The sequence below is a fragment of the Carboxylicivirga caseinilyticus genome (assembly GCF_050589785.1).
Lineage (GTDB): Bacteria > Bacteroidota > Bacteroidia > Bacteroidales > Marinilabiliaceae > Carboxylicivirga > Carboxylicivirga caseinilyticus.
Map to the genome: position 1 here is coordinate 111,002 of NZ_JBNGOX010000010.1, position 19,469 is coordinate 130,470.

Consider the following 19,469-nt stretch of genomic DNA (forward strand, 5'->3'; position numbering starts at 1 on the left):
CCTCAATCGCAATTTTCCATTTCAACAATATGATACCCCTTAGTTTCTATATCTGAAATAACTTCTTGCGTGGCTTTCTCGATATGGCAAAACTCACATTCTTTTGAGGTAAGTTTTTTCGATTTAACATCTTTATCTATAAGGTATTCATGCCCATATTGAAATATCACATTAGAATCCTTTACATTCTCCGGTGCAATTATATCAAAGTGCATCTTTCTCCCATCGGTACGTTGCACATAAGTATCCCAAACGGCTATTTTCATTTATATTCAATTTTAATTATTCCTGTGGGGCAACTTTCAGCAGCCTCACGTATTTCATTTTCATATTTATCGTAATCAACACCAGGCATCACAATCATCTTATCGAATACTTTAAAGACTCGTGGAGCAAAAGATTGACATATTTTACACGCTACACATGTGTTGATATAATCGTCACGCCATACCTTATCAATTGCCATTTGAACAGGTTTTGATTATTGCATCTACATGTATCTTGGTTGTATTTAAAAAGGGTAATTCCAGATAATTGTCTTGGGTAAACATTAATGGAAATTCGGTACAGCCTAGAATTACTGAATCAACTTCATGTTGTTCCTTCATTTTGTTGACTATTTCAAGTATTTCCAGCCTAGTTGCGTCTTTAAATATTCCTAATTCAAGTTCGTTAAATAGTCTTTGGTTTATAATCTCTATATGCTTCTCATCAGGAACTACTATTTCAATATTGTGCAGATTGAATACTTTATGATAAAAGTCGTTTTGCATTGTGAATTTTGTACCTAATAATGCGCATTTTTTCACTTCAATCTTCTTGGCTTGTTTAGCACATACATCAACAATGCTAATTAATGGTATGTTAACTTGCGCTTGAATTTCATTAAACAGCAAATGTGGAGTATTGGCACTAATTACAGCAAAGTCAGCCCCGGCATTTCTAATATTATCCATACATGAAGCGATATACGAAGCGGCATTAGTATATTTTCCTTCATCAAGTAATCCAATAAACTTTGCCATATTAACGCTAAAAATTACGATCTCAGGATAATTCAAACTACCATCTCCGTTAATTTTATCGAAGCCTTTTATTATTTCTCTGTAATAATCCACGGTTGCTTCTGGTCCTAATCCGCCTAATATTCCAATTGTTTTCATTAGCTAAAGTTTTAATATTAATTCTGAATAATTGCTTGTTTGGATATGACCTGTCCCTCGGTAAATTATTTGTGATAAGAGCAATTAAAAGTAAAATACCAACACCAGTACTTACAGGATAAAGAATATAAAAATACCCCAAGCTTAATACCTTTGGGGTTCCCAGATTTGCTATTAATGCAGTTGCTCCTCCGGGCGGATGCAAGGTTTTTGTACATTGCATTGCAATTATTGAAACGGAGACAGCTAGGGCAGCATTTAGCCACAAAACATCAAAGTTGGATAAAAGCTTATACACACTCACTCCAATAAAGGCACTTATTAAATGACCACCAATTAAATTTCGGGGTTGAGCCAATGGACTATTGGTTGCTCCATAAATTAATACTGCTGATGCTCCAAATGACCCTATAAGAAAGACTTTATCACTTATCCCAAATGATGAAAATACTTCATGCGTAAATCCAATAATTCCAATACCTAAAAAAGCTCCAACAAACGTCCATAAGTGGTCTTGCGGATTTACTACGGTTTGACGATATATTATATACCTGACAACTCTATATCTTCTGTGTAAGTTCTTCATTATTTCGAATAGTTTTAAAAGATAGTATAACAATCAAAATAAGCTTTATAGCCTCAAAAGAAATAAACACCATATGGACTGAGGAACTTGAAGTCTGATTCCCACCAATAATTTGCTCTGCTCTATGAATTAAATGAGGTAATAACCAAAAGGTTTGCAGCAAAAGAATGAGACTTATAATACATACCATAATATTAGTAACCTGTTTAAATACTTGTCTTTTATATTGTAGAATAAGTAGTAACCATATTAATGATAGAATGATTAATTCAATTCTGTTTAAAGCAGTAAATACTAGGCTACCTATGCTTAAACCTATTTCTCTTGTCACCCCATCTGCCCTAAACTTTAACCAGGCTTCAAGAAAACTTATAGCACTAATTAATCCACTCCAAAAAGGAAATAAGAATGCAGTTATCTCTTTATAATTACCCATTTAATCATTACTATCTTGGTTTACACAAATATTAAATCATTAACATTCATTTCTTTGTTCAGCAATGATTCGATTTCTGTATATTTCTGATTTACCACATCCTTTTGTCCATCGCTTAATGCTTCTTCCGCCATTGGGTAAAGCACATTATCTTCCTTATAAATATGGTCTCGTAAAAGCATCCCATAACCTAGTGTATTGTCAATTATTTTACTTCTATTATTCTCAGAAATACCTTCTTCTATACCTTTCACAAAGGTTCGATCTTCATCATGCTCATGTAACATAACTGAAATAGGATTACAATGTAGATGTTCAACATTTTCCAACATGGCTTTAAAAAGTATGTCTTCTTCTTTTGCATGATGAAACTTGTCGGCATAGTTTTTTATAAAATCGATGGTTTTCTGAAAAAAGCCAATGTCTAAAGCTTTACCTTTTTCCAGTTCGGCACATTCAGAATATACAGCATCAATAACTTTTAAAATTATTTGGTGTTCGTCTGATAATATTTGAGTTATATTCTTCATTTTCTATTTCTTTAATCTATTTAAAACCGCTTCTCCCTGCTTAATCTTTTCCGATAAGGATCGTATTGTTTCTGTTTTCACTATTTCAAAAAATCCATCTCGAACAATTTTGTATTGCTCATGCAAAGGACAAGGATTATCATTATTGCATTGCTTAAGTCCAAAGCCACATTTGTGAAAACAAGCATCTCCTTCAACTACATGAATTACCTCATAAAGCGTTAAGTTCGATTGGTTGTCATTGAAAAAGAAACCTCCGCCACGTCCTTTCATAGAATCCATGAGTTTATTCTTCGTTAGCGTTTGGAGAATTTTAGCTGTATAAGCCTCCGGAGCTTCAATTTCTTTTGCAATTTCACCAACACCAGGTCGCTTTTGTTCCCAATTTTTTAGCTGAACAAAAACTAACGCTCTTATGGCATATTCTGTACTTTTAGATAGCATGTCTATTTATTTTAGTAATTCACTTTCCAAAAGTAAAGCTTTCTTAAACAGAATATTGTTTTCTAAATGAATATGACGATGTAAGTCGTTTTCAAATTCCTTTAATGTCTCATAAGTAACTTGGTATGTGCCACATCCATCAGGGGGGCATGTATATGAAGAAGTCAATTTTGATATTTTCTCAAAACGCTCACCTTCTGTTTGATGTTCTTCATGCATGGTATCAATAGTTTCGACTGCATCACCATATTCATCTTTTGCTGTTTTACCCTCCTTTTTTGACTTTACCATTTTTCTTATATAAGGAAATAAAATTAATTCCTCTTTCTTCATGTGTACACTAAGATTCTCTGCTGCACCATCAAACAATGCTTTTACCTCGTGTAACTCAGAGTGATTTTCTCCATGCACATCACAAAGTTTTTGTAATTTTTGTTGAAGAAATGGAATGGTCTCACTAACATAAGTATGATGTCTTTTTTCAATGTAGTCGCAAAGTTCATTGAGTTCCAGCTCGTCGATGTACTTTGAATCAGGATCATTTAGCTGGATTGTAGCAGTCAATTCAGGAATTAATTGTTCAATATTTATTCCACTCTTTTTACAGGCTTCATCAAGACTTATACCTCCTCCACAGCAAAAATCAATATTATTTTTTTCAAAAATTTGAGCTGTTTTAAAATTAGCTTTTACGATGTCCCCTACACTGGTACTTGTATTAATATTCATATCTTTTTATTTTTTGTTTCAGCAAAGATATATAATTTTTTATAAAAGGACATTGATGTCCTTTTATAAAAATGTTATACATTTGTTAACACATTTTAAAATCAGATGCATTATGAATACAAAAAAACTTTGGATTGGATTTATCCTGGTTATGGTTATCTCCTTTGGAATTTTGGGTTATTACGGAAGGGAAATATATAGAGAAGCCCCACCAATACCTGAAAAAGTAGTTGATGGTAATGGGAATTTACTTTTCACAGGACAAAACATTAAGGATGGTCAGAATATCTGGCAATCAATAGGAGGACAAGAAGTTGGAACGGTTTGGGGACATGGTGCATATCAAGCTCCTGATTGGACTGCGGATTGGCTGCACCGTGAAGCTTTATATATTTTAGACCATTTTGCACAAACCGAGTTTGGCAAAAACTACAATGAGCTTGATGAAGAAAAAAAGGCAATGCTCGAAAAAAGGGTTCAAAAAGAAATGAGAACCAATACTTATAATGCACAAACAAAAACTTTACATATTTCAAATATTCGAGCAGAGGCTATTAAGGTTGTTGGTAGTCATTATTCCTCTCTTTTTATGGATGATGAAAAATTAGCAGAGCTACGAGAGGCATACGCTATTCCGGCGAATACTATAAAAGATAAAGAAAGAATGTCCAAAATGAATAATTTCTTCTTTTGGGCAACATGGTCAACAGTAACAGAACGTCCAGGGCAGGAAATAAGCTATACAAATAACTGGCCTCCTGAAAAGCTAGTTGCTAATGAACCTACAGGAGCATTACACCTTTGGACAGGTTTTAGTGTTATTATCCTTTTAGTAGGTATAGGATTGTTAGCTTGGTATTACGCTACAAACAGAAAAGAAGAAGATGAACATGGCGATGTACCGGAGGTCAATCCTCTCTCGGGTGTTCAGCAAACACCATCAATGAAAGCTACGCTTAAATATTTTTGGGTGGTTACTGCTTTAATAGTAGTACAAATTATTATGGGTGTAATAACAGCACACTACGGGGTAGAAGGAAATGGATTCTATGGGATTCCATTAGCTGATTTTTTACCTTATTCTGTTTCTAGAACATGGCATATACAATTGGCTATCTTTTGGATTGCCACCTCATGGCTGGCGACAGGTCTTTTTATTGCTCCGGCTGTATCCGGGAAAGAACCAAAATTTCAGAAATTAGGAGTTGATGTATTGTTTGGTGCATTACTTGTAATTGTTGTGGGTTCTTTAGCAGGACAATGGATGGGGATTATGCAAAAATTAGGATTAGCACAAAACTTCTGGTTTGGTCATCAGGGTTATGAATATGTAGATTTAGGACGGTTCTGGCAAATTTTCCTTTTTGCAGGGCTGTTTATCTGGTTGTTTTTAATGGGTAGAGCATTACTACCAGCTCTGAAAGAACGCAACGAGAACCGTCACTTGTTACTTATGTTTTTAATTTCATCTATTGCCATTGCTGCATTTTATGGGGCTGGCTTAATGTGGGGGCAGCAAACACATCTGGCTATTGCGGAATATTGGAGATGGTGGGTTGTTCACCTTTGGGTAGAAGGATTCTTTGAGGTATTCGCTACTGTTGCTATTGCATTTTTATTTGTTCGAATGCAGCTAATAAATGCTAAAGTTGCCACATCTAGTGTTCTTTTCTCAACCATTATATTCTTGTCTGGAGGGATTATCGGCACATTCCACCATTTGTATTTTACAGGAACACCAACGGCAGTGCTGGCACTTGGGGCAACTTTTAGTGCATTGGAAGTCGCACCTCTGGTGTTTATGGGATTTGAAGCCTATCACAATTTAAAACTTAGTCGTGTTATTAACTGGGTAAATGCTTACAAATGGCCTATATACTTTTTTATTGCAGTAGCATTTTGGAACCTGTTGGGTGCAGGGATATTTGGATTCTTAATCAACCCTCCAATAGCATTATATTACATGCAAGGACTTAATACTACACCTGTTCATGGACATACCGCTTTATTTGGAGTTTATGGCATGCTTGGTATTGGTCTAATGTTGTTTGTATTACGTGATATGAATTTAAAGGTAGATTGGAAAGAGAAGTCAATTAAAATTGCATTCTGGTCAATGAATATTGGACTATTACTAATGGTATTAATTAGTGTTTTACCTGTAGGACTTGCTCAGACTGTAGCTAGTGTTAAGCATGGTTTATGGTATGCTCGTTCTGCTGAATTTTTAGGAACTCCCGTAATGGAAACATTGCGCTGGTTACGTGCCATAGGTGATACTATTTTTGCAATAGGAGCATTATATCTAGGATATTTCATTTTTGGTTTAAAGGGGGGATGGTCTATTAAGAAATAGTGTGACTAATTGAAAGATAAGAACTCCCTATTGAGTAAAATCAATTGGGAGTTTCTTTTTGTCCCCACTTTTACTTAAACCTCATGGTCTTAAGCCAAACTCATCTAAGAACAATTCAACTTTTTCGATAACATTTGCATATCCGAACTTATCTTTTCGTTTGTAATACGAGCATATATCTGAGTTGTTTTAATATTGGTGTGGCCAAGCATTTTGCTTACAGACTCTATTGGGACACCTTTAGAAAGGGTTATCGTTGTAGCAAAAGTATGGCGTGCAAGGTGAAAAGTCAGGTTTTTATTTATACCGCATACATCAGCAATTTCTTTCAAATATTGATTTGTCTTCTGATTGGTCGGAATAGGTAAAAGAACACTATTGGGTAGTCCTTTGTATTTATCTAAAATCATTTGAGCTATATCTAATAAGGGTACAACTGTTTTGACGGAAGTCTTCTGACGTTTGGTATTAATCCATAAATTACCATCAAAGCCTTTAGTAATATGTTCCTGTCTTAGATTTTTAATATCGATATATGCCAGTCCGGTATAGCATGAGAAAATAAAAATATCGCGTACTCGCTCAAGCCGTTCACTACTGAAACTTTTTTGCATGATACTTTTTAGTTCGTCATCGTTCAGGTAACCTCTGTCTACCTTCTTTATTGAAATCCTATAATTGGCAAAAGGATCAGTTTGTATCCATCCATTCTTTTGAGCTATAAGTACTATGCTTTTGAATTTTTGAATAAACTTAGCAGTTGTATTTGCATTGCATCCACATTGTACGTTCAGGAATGTTTCAAACCCGACAATAAAGGAGTGGTTTATTTCTCTTAAATCAATATCAGTTCGTTTGTATTCAGTTTTCAAGTAATTTGACAGGTGTCGTTTACAGACTTCAGCTTTCTGGTATGTGGCTTTTGATTTATTTATGCCAATTTGCTTCTTTAGGAGGTTATTGCTGTCCTCAAATAGTTCCATTAGAAAGAATTGCTCTTGCCCGATACCAAGGAAAGTGTTTTTAACCTTCTCGGAAGTTACTGTGATTTCTTTTCGGATAAGTTCGTTATAGGTTTTATGAATAGAGGTCTTAATTTCTTCCAAAAGGCTATTTGTAGCCATGGCTTCTGAACTTCGCCCTTTTACTTTGCCCAGGCTAACGCTCCATTCAGTAATCTTTATATATTGCTTTGTGCTGAATTGAGCCATTTTACCATTAACACTTATTCTTGCAATAATAGGTGCTGTTCCATCTTTCTTTTTTGTACTTTTCTTAATGTAAAAAAGAACTTTAAATGTACTTCTCATTTTGTTTCATTTTTGAATTGTAAAACTAGTTTATTAATCACAAAATGAAATGATTGCAGGCGTGCCAATACGCGACATTACTATGCCAATATGCGACAATTTGTGACCTATTTTTGATTTTAAAAAATAGGCTACGATTTAGCCACAAAACTATGTCGCTTTTTGGCAATTTTATCAAAGTACTTCCAGACATAAGGGTACAAAAAAATCCTACAATATATTGATATTGTAGGACTTGTCTCTTTTTTGTCTTCTATTGACATTTAACTAAGCGGAGAGAGAGGGAACTGAAAATATGTTTTAAGTGCCCAATTATCAATGTTTTACGAATTCAACTTTTAAAGTCCACTGTAAGTCCACCAAAATTGGGTAAAAAATGCCCGTTTCAAATGCGTTTTAATGAACTCATTTCCCTCCAAAAATAGTAAAAAGGAACCGAACCTAAAAAAATATTCTTGTCAAAATATTTTGTATGATTAATTAAAACATCCTAAATATATAAGAATACGACATTTCTAAACTTAAGATTTCATTGAGTGAAACTACTAAGTAAGAGTGATATTGAAAACTGATGGTCTTTACGTTAAATCTTTCAAAGTTATCCGTTTTAGTTGTAATCAAAATAGAATTACCGTAACTTATACTCTTTATCTATTCAAGAAATGGAATATTAAAAAGATAGAATGAAAACTGTATCCAATGAAAAGTATATTCAAATTTTAGAACAGAACAATGCTGAACTAAAACATATTATTAAAAAACAACAAGAAGATATTGAAAAAATAGTAGAGCAGCGAACAAGAGAATTAATAGATCTGATAAGTACAAAAGATAAATTTTACAGGATTATCGCACATGAATTACGAAATCCCTTTAACAGTATTCTTGGAATATTGGAATTATTGCTGAATAATTTTCATGGTTATGAACCAAAAGAAATTGAGAATTTTCTAAATATTCTGTATAGTACAACAAATATTTCGTTTGATTTGCTTGTAAATCTCTCAGAATGGCTGAGTGTACATAATAAAAAGTTATCCTTTAATCCGGAAGAAGTTAATGTTTCAAATTTATTATCCGAAGCAATATTAACTACAAATTTAACAGCTCAGCAAAAAAACATTAATGTTAACAATTGTATACCGGAGAATATTTATGCCTATGTTGATGTCAATATGGTTGGTACTATTTTTAGGAATCTGCTCAATAATGCCATTAAGTTTTCTAATAAAAAAGGCAGTATTGAAGTTTCTGCCCAATTAAAAAATGAGTTTATTGAGATAACAGTAAAAGATAATGGAGTTGGATTATCTGTAGAAACGCTTCAGAATATTTTTAAATCAGAAGGAATAGATTCAATACAAGGCACCGATCAGGAATACGGTACAGGATTTGGATTACTGCTTTGTAAAGAATTGGTTGAGATTGAAGGTGGACAAATCTGGGTTGAAAGTATTATTGGCAAGGGTAGTGAATTTAAATTTACGATACCCAATTCAAAAACATACTGATAGTATTGGATATTTCTCTATAAACCAACCAAATGCTTTTCGTTCTGTTTTAACTAAAATTTATACTTATGATACCAGATAAATACAAGAATTACTATTTAGGATCGAATAAATTATTTTTCCCTGAATACGAGTTCGTAATTAAGTTAAGCTTTCCAAGAGTTTTTGTTCGTTTTTTGCGTGTTGAAGGCTATTATACCGATTTTGATAAATTTTTTCAGAATGTAGCTGAAGTACAATACATTGAAGGAAGTAAGCTCTCTAAAATAGAAGAAAGACAAATATTAAATGAGGTTTGGGATTTTCTAACAATGGAAAAAGGGCCTAATAAGGCAGATTTTTATGGAAAAAACGATAAGTTATAATGAATAGAAAAGTAATTTAATTTGAAAAATTGGACACAAAAGAATTTTGTACTAATCGCAGTGTTAATAACAGCTATTCTAAAATATCTGCTGATAGATTGGCTGAATGTTAGAACTATATATATAGTCGGCATTTCTTTTTTTTGGATTGGATATATATTGTTTCGTAAAAGAACGAATAAAGAGTTCGAAATATTTAAACTGCCCGATTTTAAACAGTCTTTACTAATATTATTACCTATCATTTTACTTAATGGTTTGGCTTGTGTGTTTTATGCATACACCAATAATACGCTCAATGTATCCAGGCATATTCTATTGGTTTTACTTTTATATCCATTTTGGGGAGTCATACAACAATTTATCATGCTTGAGATTATTTTGATGAATTTAATCGCATTTTTCAAAGGTAAAGTCAGCGCTATTCTTTTGGTTTTTATAGTCTCAATCTTGTTTGGTATCATTCATTATCCAAATACTTTTTTGATGCTATACACCTTTTTCCTAGAGTTGGTTTTGGCTTCAGTTTTCCTTAAATGGCGTAACCTTTGGGCAATTGGGATCACTCACGGTTGGATGGCGACTTTTTTACTTTATTATGTAATGGATCGTAATCTTTGGTCAGAGATATTTATTGGTATTTAAATATGAAAAAAACGTTTTAACTCTATTCCCTTTTTAAGTTTATAATGCACAAAAAACAATAAACCGGCAATGGGCAATAATGATACCCCGGCAATAATACTCCAGTTAAGTCTAATGATTTGATGAGAATACAGAGATATAAAAATTTCAATGCTAAGTAATAATATGGCTATGGCCAAAAAAATGACAGCTAGTATATTGAATCCAATCTGATTCGATACACGAATCAACACTAAAACAATAAGTGATAAAATATAAAAGGACGTCACAATAGGAATTCCGAGTTTTATCCCCCAGTAACTTTCTCCATTAAAATAATCTATCATCAAAAACAAAATCGTTATGGAGATCAAACTAGTAATGAGCAAGACGAAAGGTTTTTTTCGAAAAAACACAACGAAACTAATATTAGAAAAAGCTACTAATGAAGCAATTAAATTATACTTAGCCCAATTAATATTGTGACTTATTATGAAGTTTATTGTAAGTGTGATTATAATACCAGACATCAGAATAATTCCGGATATCTTCCAGATAAGCTTTCGTTTTTGAGTAAAGCTGAGTTTTTCAATTTCATTTAATGTTTTATCCCTGAAATCGTGATGTTTCTCTTTGGGAATATCAACAGAAATAGGTTCTTCTCCAGCACTAAGTCCACATAAAGGGCAGCATATCATATCTTCATCCAATTCTACTTCACAATTCTTACAATAATCCATAATCTAATTTTAGTGTTTAGTAATTCTAATATTTATACCTTGCTGAGAGAGAAAGTGAAGATATCTTCGCTCAAACTCATTTGAGTTAGTAATGTTACCAAAACTTAAGGTAATCTTATCCTCATAGCCAATTACACCACAGTTAATCTTCAACCGCTTGTTAGGCGGTGGAGGTGAAATTGTGAAATAATCGACTTTATGGCGAATAGGATCCGGTAATTCTATTTTGCCTAAGTTGGTTAGTACACCACTATACATATTGGTTCCTTGCGAATGATATTTATAGTACAGAATGATACTCTTTAGCCAAATGGGAATTCCCCTCACAATTAAATTTCGTTCACTACCTACATTACGGGAAATAATCTTACTAATTAGTTTCTCATCTGTTTCCAACTGCATTTTATGATACACAACTTTCAGTATTTCATCAAATGTATATTTACCCAATCGTAAGTCTATTTCGGGCATAACAAAAAGTGAAAAATTACGCATCGTCTTAGTAGGATAGATATTTCGAATATTTACCGGAACCTGAACTCTTGCTATTTTATTGGATGAGAATATTCCATTCTGCTTGTATTCATGGTAAATATCCTGCAGAGTTAACAAGTATACAGCAACCAGATAATCTGTAATGCTTACACCTTTTTCCTTTGCCTTTTGTTTTATTTGCTGAATAGATAGAATTGCAAATAAAAGATGAAATCGTGGCTTTTTCTTTAAATGAAATGGCAGATGAAATGCCTTTGGTTGTTTGACCACATGGGGAATATTCTCTTTAAAATACCTATTGTAAGCATCTTCATATTCCTCTTTATCTGCTTTCATTGTATAAAAGCTATCTATTTGGTTCGTATCAAGTAAACCTTTATCCTGAAAATAATAAATAAGTATGGTTTTTAAAAAAGTTAATAAACCATAGCCATCAGTAAGTATATGCGAAAATTCGGCACTTATCTTATTTTTATGAACAAGTATTCTCACAAGCAAATTGCTCTCTTGGTTTCGCTTAAAAGCTTTGCAGGTAACTCCATTATCATGCAGAATTCTTATTGGATTATTTACCTGTTCAAGGTAATACCAGAAAAAACCTCCATGTAAACTCACCTTAAAATATGGGAATCTTTTTTCAGCACGTTTAACAGCTTTGAAAAGACTACTAATCGTGACTCTCTCTTTTAAATTGGCAGAAAGTCGTATTACAGTAGTGTTTTCCTTGCTTCTAATGGCCGGAAAAATTTTAGCCGCATTATCTAAGGGAGTCCAAAAGGTACCTTTATCGTTCATTATTTGAGATTGTCTTTTTAGAACTTTATTCTTTTTCAAAGATTAGCGCAATATCAATAAATTATAGTAATTTAAGCAAAATGTGAGACAATGAATTGCTTTGTTACAAATATTACGTACTATCATTACTGATTATCCAATAGTTGAGAGAATCATATTAAGAAGTTATGAATCAAATTGAAGAAAGAATAAAAGAATTTAAAAAATGGTACCATCAACAACTTACATACCATCAAAAGGCTATCGAACATTTTTCAAATATTATTGAGAATATTGATAAGGTCGATCAGGTATTATTCAGGCTCAAAACTGCTGAAGAGTGTATTAAAAAGTTCAACCGAAAATATTTACCATACCTTGATTCCGATTCTTCATTTCAGATTCAGGATTATATAAGCGATTTAATAGGAGTAAGAGCTGTTTGTTATTATTCTGATGATCTTGTTTCCATAAAACGGAGTTTAAAAAAACATTTTAGAGTAATGGAGACGACTGATAAAACAAGTTTACTTGAAAAAACAGAAAATCAATTCGGATATAAGGGTCTCCACCTACAGTTAAGGTTAAAAAAGAAGAGAGGAGCAGAAACGAATATTACAGACTTTAGTTCGTTAGAATTTGAATTGCAGATACGTACCGTAATTCAGGATGCCTGGAGTATATTAGATCATAAGATTAAATACAAAAAAAGTATACCGCATAATCTAAAGCGAAGAATTAATCGATTATCTGCACTTTTTGAAATAGCAGATGAAGAATTTCTCAGTATTAAAAAAGAAATTTTACAAGAGGAAAAAATAATTAGCGACCGATTAAGAAAAAAAGGATCGATAGATACCAGTTTACCTCTTGATGTTTTTAGGTTCTTATACATAGCAAAAAAGCACTTTGCCGACTATAAATTTAATGAATATAAGGTGGATAATTTTGTGCAAGAGATTCTAATTCAGAACTCGGATTTTACCGAACATGATTTAGAGCTGGCAATCACGAAAAATATTCTTTTTTCAAACAAAATAGAAAAAGCTCAGAACCAAATATTAAACCCATATACTAAAATAAGGTACTGCCTGTATCGATTTAATCATAAGGTATTTGCTAATATTTTATCAAGTTATCAAAAAGAGGTTATTAGTGATTATATATAGTTAATAGTTATAAGTGTTGAATAATAAAAATGGTACTCTTGCTACTATAAGATGTGTTTTGTATCGTTTTGAAATATAACAGCATGTAGCTTTATTCTAAATTTGATACATAGGTATATACTATAAATGCTACAAAATTGGTTTGTTGTGGTATTTAATTATGCTTTCCGGATAATAAGCATTTGGTTTTGTTGATTGGTTAATTGCTTTTGACAACGAAAAGAATATAAATAACTTTATAAATATGAATTTTTGCGTAGTATAACTACTCATTAAGTAATATATTTAAAGTTATTTAGTTCTTTTATTAAATCAATTCTTTATTTATGTTTAAAAATGAGTAGTATGACTACGCATAATGACATAAAATTAAAGAAGCTTTTTAATCTATTGCAGCCCAATAATGTGATAACAGCAGCAGTATTGGACAACAATGTTGTATCCAGACATCTACGCAGGTACTATAAGGACAGCGGATGGATAGAACCTTTAGGAAGAGGTGCATATAAAAAGCCCGGCGAAAGCTTGGAATGGCAAGCAGGTGTGAATGCAATGCAAAATCAATTAAACATTAAGGTGCATGTAGGTGCTTTAACTTCATTAAGCTTACATGGATTCAGCCATTATTTCAGGTTAAGCAAGTAAACGATATACCTATTCTCACCCTTGCAAACCAGAATGCCAAATTGGTTTATAAATTACAATTGGAATGTAGAGTTATTACAGAAACCCACTTCATTTCTTCCTGAAAAAACAGGCATCAAGGAAATGGAGATAAAAGATACAAAAATTAATGTATCAACACCCGAACGTGCCATATTGGAATGCCTGTTTTTAGCTCCGCAACATTCAGACCTTGTTGAATGCTATCAGGTTTTAGAAGGATTGGTCAACTTAAAGCCTAGATTGGTGAGTGAGCTTCTATCAGCTTGCAAATCAGTGAAAGTAAGACGTCTATTTCTTTATATGGCAGAAAAGGCAAATCATCAGTGGTTTCAATTCCTAAAAACAGATAAGATAGATTTAGGTAGCGGAGACCGGATGATAACAGAAAGTGGAGCATACAGCTCAAAGTATAAGATAACAATACCCAAAGAATTAGCAGAGTTATGATTTCACCAGCATATAGAGCACAAGTGGATTTATTACTACAGGTTCTACCATATGTAGCAAAAGAAGAAATATTTGCACTAAAAGGAGGTACGGCTATTAACCTTTTTATAAGGGAAATGCCTTGTTTGTCAGTTGTTATTGCCCTGACTTATTAGCCACTTGATTCCAGAACCGAAGCCCTCAAAAATATTCAGAAAAGCTTGGGAAGAATCAAGGCGAATCTAGAAAGAAATGTACCGGGCATTACAATCAACACCGTTCCATTAAATGGTGGAACTGACGTTAAATTGAATTGTCAGGGTCAGGGCGCACAAATCAAAATAGAAGCGAATACAATTACCAGAGGTAATGTCTTCCCTACAGAATTAATACAGGTGGTTGATTCTGTTCTGGATGAATTTGACAAGTTTGCAGTCATCATTGTAGTCTCAATGGCCGAATTATATGGAGGTAAAATCTGTGCAGCTTAGCATGTTTTAGATCGTATACCTTTAACTATATCTTCTTTTCTAATAATGATAATTTGTGATTTTGGAAAATGTTCACAAATAACATTTGTTCACGTAACGTGAACGTTGTATATTTGTGAACATGAAACAGGAGATGTTACATATTGCATTGGATAATTTTAAGAAAATAACCGGGATGGATGTTCTCTTAAAAGATAATACACCATTAGATGGAGTACTGGAAATACCAGCTTTGGGTAATGGAGTTCATTATGTTGTCGAACTTAAGCAAGAGATCAGACCACATCAGGTGCAGCAGTTGGAATATAACAGCAAAGAATATGGCAATTTTATGGTTGTTGCAAATCAGATTTTTCCAAAAGTTAAGGAAGAATTAAGGGCAAAAGGCATAGCTTATCTGGAGACAAATGGTAATACTTTTATAAAACAGGAAAATATCTTCCTTTTTATAGATACTCAAAAAACAAGCATTCAGACCAAAGAAAAAGGTAATCGGGCATTTACAAAAACAGGATTAAAAGTATTATTACACTTACTTAATAATAAAGAAGATATCAATTTACCACAACGCGAATTAGCAAAATTAACTAAGGTAGGATTAGGTAGCATTCCTCAGGTTATCGAAGGACTTAAAGAAACGGGTTATCTTCTTCAGCTAAATAATAAGACATACGTTTGGGAAAACCGGAAAGAGTTATTAGATCGTTGGGTAATAGAATATGATACAGTTTTGAAACCCAAGCTAAAGAAAGAGCGATATGATTTTCAGGGTAATTGGGAGGATATTGTTTTAGTAAAAGAATTAACTGTTTGGGGGGGAGAGCCTGCTGCAGATATACTAACAAACTATCTTCGTCCAGAAAAGCTGATTATTTATACAAAGGAGAATCGTTTGAACTTAATGAAAAACTATCGCTTGATACCCAAAGCTAACGGCCAGATAGAGGCTTACGAAATGTTCTGGGAACAGGATAAACAGAAGCCTACAGCACCTCCTATTTTGGTTTATGCAGAATTGTTATTGGAAGGTGGAAAACGAAATAATGAAACAGCAACAAAAATTTTCAATGAATACATCCAACCAAAGTTATAAGGAACTGGCCATTCCTTATTTTAAGGAAACCTTTGAGTGCATTGATAAAATAATGAAAGCACACAATATTCCTTATTATTTAATTGGAGTAAGTGCTATAGCCTTAGAACTTCTTAAAAAAGGAATTAAACCAAGCAGAGGTACCAAAGATATTGATTTTGCCATAATGATTTCAAGCATGGCAGAGTATGAGCGAATTAGTGATGCATTAATTGAAAATGGGTATAATAAAGTAAAAGCACCATGGACATTTTACTCTGATAAATTTAATGTAGCTATTGATATTTTACCTTTTGGGGAAATAGAAGAACAGGACACTATTAATTTTAATAAGCGCTATAGTGATTTACATGTTTTGGGATTTACTGAAGTGTTGGAGGAGGCTGTTTCTATTCCAATTGAAGAGAAAATGGTTAATATTCCACCTTTACCTGGAATGATTATACTAAAATTAGTCGCCTGGAGCGATAGACCAGAAGAGCGTGATAATGATTTGGCCGATATTCTTAAAATAATTGAACATTATTTTGATTTAGAATTTGACGATATTGTTGAGAATCACAATGACATTTTTCCAGATGATGACTTCGATCAGATGAAGATTGCTGCAGAAGTATTGGGAAGAAAAGCCGGGGTGTTCCTAAATAAATCGGAGACTTTATCGCAAAGAATTCATTCGGTATTAAAAGAAAATTTATCTGATGCTTCTATGTCAGCTATTGCTCGAGAATGGTCCAGAAAACTAGATGTTGAAATTGAATATGCTTATTCAGTATTAGAATCGTTTTACAAAGGAATATTCGAGGGAAAGTAACTAAAGCTTTATTAATATTCATACGGAGTTATTCTTCTGTTATCCTTGAAATACAGCTATATGCCACTATATACTAAAAATGATGCATCGCTATATACTAAATTTGATACATTGGCATATACTAAAAATGCTACAGAATTGGTTTGTTCTGGTAATTACGCAATCTCCTTAAATATGTCATGTATATGAGATGAATTGTTTATACCCTATCAGGTATAAATAGACCAATATGGCTAAGAATTATACCCGAACGGGTATTTTAGATGCAATTATAGAATGAAACGAACATGAATTTTAATATTCTAAATTGCATACATTAGAATAATTAAAATTCATAGAGAGTTCCATCTGACAAATGAAGATATCTTTAACAGATGAAAATACAGATCATTAGCGATATACATCAAGAGTTTGGGTTTAATCAATTTCGTTTTGACAATGCTGACATTGTTGTGTTTGCAGGTGATATCAATCTTGGTGTAAAAGGAATAAGTTGGATGGTGAAAGAAATATCCAATAAGCCAGTTATATATGTATTGGGTAATCATGAATACTATAAGGGATCTTACCCTAAAACATTGCTAAAGATTAAAGAAGCTGCAAAAGGAACAAATATTCATGTGCTAGAAAACGAATCGATAGAGATTGATGGTATAACATTCCATGGAGCTACCCTTTGGACTGATTTTTCAATATTTGGTAATCCAATTAAATATGGAATCATTTGTCAGGAGAAGATGAATGATTATAAGAAAATAAGAAGAGATCCTTCATATTCACGCCTAAGAACCATTGATACTTTTAATCTTCATAATCAATCCATATCATGGCTTAAAAACAGCTTAATAGAATCTAATACCGTTACAAATATTGTAGTAACGCACCATGCTCCCAGCATAAAGTCAGTGCCAAATCAATATAAGGAAGATCCGGTGTCTTCTGCATATGCTTCCAATTTAGAGGATTTTATTATTGAGCAAAAGCCTCAATATTGGCTTCACGGTCATGTGCATACACCTGTGAGATACAAGATTAATGAAACGGAAGTTATCTGTAATCCACATGGATATATTGATGAGAAATATAATGGTTATGAAAAGGAACTAATTATAGAAGTAAATTAAAATTACCAAAGCAGATCTACAATCCGGTCTTAAAGCCCCTCAAACTCTTTCTGACTAATACAAAAATGTTCCAGGATAACCTCCAATTGCTTGTGTGTATAATAATGTGCTCTCCTATTTCTGGCTAATAAATCAAGTTTGGAGTTTAATTCCTGCGATTGTTTTATTTCTTTCCTTAATAATTGCATGGCAGAAGTTGTATTTGAGCTTTGTGGGTATAGTTTTTTAGCTAAATCTTGTTTTAATATTGTTCGGGGTAATATCATCGTATTGCGTTTAATATAATTCTACATCATTTTGATGGCTGTAAAATTATATTATAAATCACAAAATGAGTTATTTATAGCTATACCAAATCGCGTCATAACTAAGCCAATTCAAGACAAATAGAACTTTTTTAAGTTTTTTGCTCCACTCGCTCTATAAAATCTCATGAAAGCACTGAAAATATACTCTTCTTTAATAATTGTTTTTTCTTAGAGTACTATAATTATTGTTTTCATATTGGCGGTGATTTGAGCAAAGTATGATTAAAATTTACAAAGCCTTTTGAAAGTGCTCAAGTGATTAAATAAGTTCTCAAAAAGCACGCTTAATATACTCTACAAAATGGGCAAAGCATATAAAAGCAAGTGAAATATACTCTGAGCATAGTCTCTATATACACTGAAAGTACTCTGAAGCATGAAAAAGCACTCAAAAGCTATCTGTTTATTGGTATCGATAGTACTTTTAAGCTTGTTTTCGCAAGTTTTTCAGTACATTTTTACCGTTGTTTCCCCAAAGAAGTTCTTATAACAACTCAAATTCTTCCTGACTGATACAAAAATGTTCCAGGATAACCTCCAACTCTTTGTGTGTATAATAATGCGCTCGTTTATTTCTTGTCAACAATTCAAGTCTATTATTTAATTCCGGTGATAGTTTTATTTCTTTCCGGAGCAACTGCATCGCTGCATTAATATTTGAGCTTTGTGGATATAATTTAATGGCCAAATCTTGTTTCAATATCGTTCTTCTAAATATCATTTTAGTGAGTCATTTTTGCATTTTTCTGATTCAATTATAGAGAAATAGAATGCAATTTCAAAAGGAATGTAGAACATGGTAATAAATAGTAATAAAAGTAAAAATAGTTGATATTCAAATAGTAATAAATAGCAGTAAAAAGAAAAATACCAGGAATTATAACTGTGATGTAATTTGGTCTGTATTCAATAATATTTACTTGCGCTAAATTAAAACCGCAAAAACGATAAAATACGTTACGATACGTTCTTTTACTACCATTTACTCGCATTTACTATCAGATCCTATCTTTAACTATAAAGTGAGTGTACCGTATTGCTTAGGTTTGACGAAATAAAATTTAGTAACAAGTTTAAATCGTATAAAAATGAGCAAGACAGTTGTAATTGTAGATGAGCATCTCTTTAATAAGTTAATGGGCAAAATTGATCATATTAACGATAAGATAGATAGTATCAATGTGGCCAAGAATGATGGTTTTAAAGACCGTTGGTATGTTACCGAAGAAGTATGTAAACTATTAAATGTTAGTAGGCGAACTTTGCAAACCATGCGCGATAATAAAATCATTGCCTTTAAGAAAACCGGACGCAA

The 19,469-nt window shown here is 32.7% G+C and carries 25 protein-coding genes and 1 pseudogene; 13 read left to right on the forward strand and 13 right to left on the reverse strand.

Annotated elements, in window-relative coordinates; genetic code table 11:
- Positions 1 to 2: 2 nt before the first annotated feature.
- Genes ACRD62_RS07540 through ric form a run of 8 tightly spaced genes read right to left on the reverse strand, consistent with a single transcriptional unit; the run spans position 3 to position 3,888 of the window.
- A complete protein-coding gene (locus tag ACRD62_RS07540; RefSeq protein ID WP_430819522.1) occupies positions 3 to 266 on the reverse strand; it encodes a DUF2024 family protein in 264 nt (87 codons plus the stop codon).
- A complete protein-coding gene (locus tag ACRD62_RS07545) occupies positions 263 to 466 on the reverse strand; it encodes a ferredoxin (protein WP_430819523.1) in 204 nt (67 codons plus the stop codon). The genes ACRD62_RS07540 and ACRD62_RS07545 overlap by 4 nt, the downstream gene beginning before the upstream one ends.
- Positions 456 to 1,163 carry an aspartate/glutamate racemase family protein gene (locus ACRD62_RS07550; protein ID WP_430819524.1) on the reverse strand — a complete coding sequence of 236 codons (708 nt, stop codon included), beginning with the start codon at positions 1,161 to 1,163 and terminating at the stop codon, positions 456 to 458. The genes ACRD62_RS07545 and ACRD62_RS07550 overlap by 11 nt, the downstream gene beginning before the upstream one ends.
- On the reverse strand, positions 1,081 to 1,749 hold the full coding sequence (locus ACRD62_RS07555) for an HPP family protein (RefSeq protein ID WP_321411640.1): 669 nt from the start codon (positions 1,747 to 1,749) through the stop codon (positions 1,081 to 1,083). The genes ACRD62_RS07550 and ACRD62_RS07555 overlap by 83 nt, the downstream gene beginning before the upstream one ends.
- Complete coding sequence (locus ACRD62_RS07560) at positions 1,724 to 2,185, reverse strand: hypothetical protein (RefSeq protein ID WP_430819525.1); 462 nt, start codon at positions 2,183 to 2,185, stop codon at positions 1,724 to 1,726. The genes ACRD62_RS07555 and ACRD62_RS07560 overlap by 26 nt, the downstream gene beginning before the upstream one ends.
- Positions 2,186 to 2,205: 20 nt before the next feature.
- Positions 2,206 to 2,715, reverse strand: coding sequence for a hemerythrin domain-containing protein (locus ACRD62_RS07565; protein ID WP_430819526.1), 510 nt, complete (start codon positions 2,713 to 2,715; stop codon positions 2,206 to 2,208).
- A 3-nt stretch (positions 2,716 to 2,718) separates the two neighbouring features.
- The gene (locus tag ACRD62_RS07570) at positions 2,719 to 3,159 is read right to left on the reverse strand and encodes an RrF2 family transcriptional regulator (RefSeq protein WP_430819528.1); all 441 of its coding nucleotides are present in this window, start codon (positions 3,157 to 3,159) and stop codon (positions 2,719 to 2,721) included.
- A gap of 6 nt (positions 3,160 to 3,165) precedes the next feature.
- Positions 3,166 to 3,888, reverse strand: a complete 723-nt coding sequence (ric, locus tag ACRD62_RS07575) for an iron-sulfur cluster repair di-iron protein (RefSeq protein WP_430819529.1) — start codon at positions 3,886 to 3,888, stop codon at positions 3,166 to 3,168.
- A gap of 112 nt (positions 3,889 to 4,000) precedes the next feature.
- Here ric and ACRD62_RS07580 point away from each other — a divergent pair, with 112 nt between their 5' ends.
- Positions 4,001 to 6,244: a nitric-oxide reductase large subunit gene (locus ACRD62_RS07580; RefSeq protein WP_430819530.1), complete on the forward strand. Its 2,244-nt coding sequence runs from the start codon at positions 4,001 to 4,003 to the stop codon at positions 6,242 to 6,244.
- A gap of 104 nt (positions 6,245 to 6,348) precedes the next feature.
- Here the strand turns inward: ACRD62_RS07580 and ACRD62_RS07585 are convergent, their stop codons facing one another.
- Positions 6,349 to 7,554, reverse strand: a complete 1,206-nt coding sequence (locus ACRD62_RS07585; protein WP_430819532.1) for a site-specific integrase — start codon at positions 7,552 to 7,554, stop codon at positions 6,349 to 6,351.
- A 683-nt stretch (positions 7,555 to 8,237) separates the two neighbouring features.
- Between ACRD62_RS07585 and ACRD62_RS07590 the strand changes: the two genes are divergently transcribed.
- The 3 genes from ACRD62_RS07590 to ACRD62_RS07600 all read left to right on the forward strand — a co-directional run bounded on the left by ACRD62_RS07590 (position 8,238) and on the right by ACRD62_RS07600 (position 10,075).
- Entirely contained in the window at positions 8,238 to 9,065 is an 828-nt protein-coding gene (locus ACRD62_RS07590; RefSeq protein WP_212219157.1) for a sensor histidine kinase, read from the forward strand.
- A gap of 68 nt (positions 9,066 to 9,133) precedes the next feature.
- On the forward strand, positions 9,134 to 9,430 hold the full coding sequence (locus tag ACRD62_RS07595; RefSeq protein ID WP_212219154.1) for a hypothetical protein: 297 nt from the start codon (positions 9,134 to 9,136) through the stop codon (positions 9,428 to 9,430).
- A gap of 21 nt (positions 9,431 to 9,451) precedes the next feature.
- On the forward strand, positions 9,452 to 10,075 hold the full coding sequence (locus tag ACRD62_RS07600; protein WP_430819533.1) for a CPBP family glutamic-type intramembrane protease: 624 nt from the start codon (positions 9,452 to 9,454) through the stop codon (positions 10,073 to 10,075).
- Here ACRD62_RS07600 and ACRD62_RS07605 read toward each other — a convergent pair.
- Both ACRD62_RS07605 and ACRD62_RS07610 read right to left on the reverse strand, forming a co-directional pair.
- Complete coding sequence (locus ACRD62_RS07605; RefSeq protein ID WP_430819534.1) at positions 10,072 to 10,794, reverse strand: DUF6320 domain-containing protein; 723 nt, start codon at positions 10,792 to 10,794, stop codon at positions 10,072 to 10,074. The genes ACRD62_RS07600 and ACRD62_RS07605 overlap by 4 nt on opposite strands.
- 9 nt (positions 10,795 to 10,803) lie before the next feature.
- Complete coding sequence (locus ACRD62_RS07610) at positions 10,804 to 12,084, reverse strand: hypothetical protein (protein ID WP_430819535.1); 1,281 nt, start codon at positions 12,082 to 12,084, stop codon at positions 10,804 to 10,806.
- Positions 12,085 to 12,251: 167 nt separating this feature from the next.
- Between ACRD62_RS07610 and ACRD62_RS07615 the strand changes: the two genes are divergently transcribed.
- The 8 genes and pseudogenes from ACRD62_RS07615 (at position 12,252) to ACRD62_RS07650 (ending at position 17,846) form a co-directional block, all read left to right on the forward strand.
- On the forward strand, positions 12,252 to 13,232 hold the full coding sequence (locus ACRD62_RS07615) for a GTP pyrophosphokinase (protein ID WP_430819537.1): 981 nt from the start codon (positions 12,252 to 12,254) through the stop codon (positions 13,230 to 13,232).
- A gap of 345 nt (positions 13,233 to 13,577) precedes the next feature.
- On the forward strand, positions 13,578 to 13,877 hold the full coding sequence (locus ACRD62_RS07620; RefSeq protein ID WP_212219139.1) for an AbiEi antitoxin N-terminal domain-containing protein: 300 nt from the start codon (positions 13,578 to 13,580) through the stop codon (positions 13,875 to 13,877).
- A 3-nt stretch (positions 13,878 to 13,880) separates the two neighbouring features.
- Complete coding sequence (locus ACRD62_RS07625; protein WP_317196698.1) at positions 13,881 to 14,345, forward strand: type IV toxin-antitoxin system AbiEi family antitoxin domain-containing protein; 465 nt, start codon at positions 13,881 to 13,883, stop codon at positions 14,343 to 14,345.
- The gene (locus tag ACRD62_RS07630) at positions 14,342 to 14,500 is read left to right on the forward strand and encodes a nucleotidyl transferase AbiEii/AbiGii toxin family protein (protein WP_212219134.1); all 159 of its coding nucleotides are present in this window, start codon (positions 14,342 to 14,344) and stop codon (positions 14,498 to 14,500) included. Before ACRD62_RS07625 ends, ACRD62_RS07630 begins: the two co-directional genes overlap by 4 nt.
- Positions 14,501 to 14,521: 21 nt before the next feature.
- Positions 14,522 to 14,815 (forward strand): annotated as a pseudogene (locus tag ACRD62_RS07635) (nucleotidyl transferase AbiEii/AbiGii toxin family protein); the annotation flags it as partial.
- A 121-nt stretch (positions 14,816 to 14,936) separates the two neighbouring features.
- A complete protein-coding gene (locus ACRD62_RS07640) occupies positions 14,937 to 15,908 on the forward strand; it encodes a type IV toxin-antitoxin system AbiEi family antitoxin (protein WP_212219129.1) in 972 nt (323 codons plus the stop codon).
- Positions 15,883 to 16,722, forward strand: coding sequence for a hypothetical protein (locus ACRD62_RS07645; RefSeq protein WP_319397281.1), 840 nt, complete (start codon positions 15,883 to 15,885; stop codon positions 16,720 to 16,722). The genes ACRD62_RS07640 and ACRD62_RS07645 overlap by 26 nt, the downstream gene beginning before the upstream one ends.
- 374 nt (positions 16,723 to 17,096) lie before the next feature.
- Positions 17,097 to 17,846 carry a metallophosphoesterase gene (locus tag ACRD62_RS07650; protein WP_212219123.1) on the forward strand — a complete coding sequence of 250 codons (750 nt, stop codon included), beginning with the start codon at positions 17,097 to 17,099 and terminating at the stop codon, positions 17,844 to 17,846.
- Positions 17,847 to 17,875: 29 nt separating this feature from the next.
- Here ACRD62_RS07650 and ACRD62_RS07655 read toward each other — a convergent pair whose 3' ends face one another.
- Positions 17,876 to 18,112 (reverse strand): DUF4248 domain-containing protein, encoded by a 237-nt coding sequence (locus ACRD62_RS07655; RefSeq protein ID WP_212219121.1) that lies wholly within the window; start codon positions 18,110 to 18,112, stop codon positions 17,876 to 17,878.
- Between the two features lie 526 nt (positions 18,113 to 18,638).
- The gene (locus ACRD62_RS07660; RefSeq protein ID WP_212219118.1) at positions 18,639 to 18,875 is read right to left on the reverse strand and encodes a DUF4248 domain-containing protein; all 237 of its coding nucleotides are present in this window, start codon (positions 18,873 to 18,875) and stop codon (positions 18,639 to 18,641) included.
- A 367-nt stretch (positions 18,876 to 19,242) separates the two neighbouring features.
- Here ACRD62_RS07660 and ACRD62_RS07665 point away from each other — a divergent pair.
- The coding region (locus tag ACRD62_RS07665; RefSeq protein ID WP_430819540.1) for a helix-turn-helix domain-containing protein at positions 19,243 to 19,469 on the forward strand (227 nt) is incomplete at its 3' end.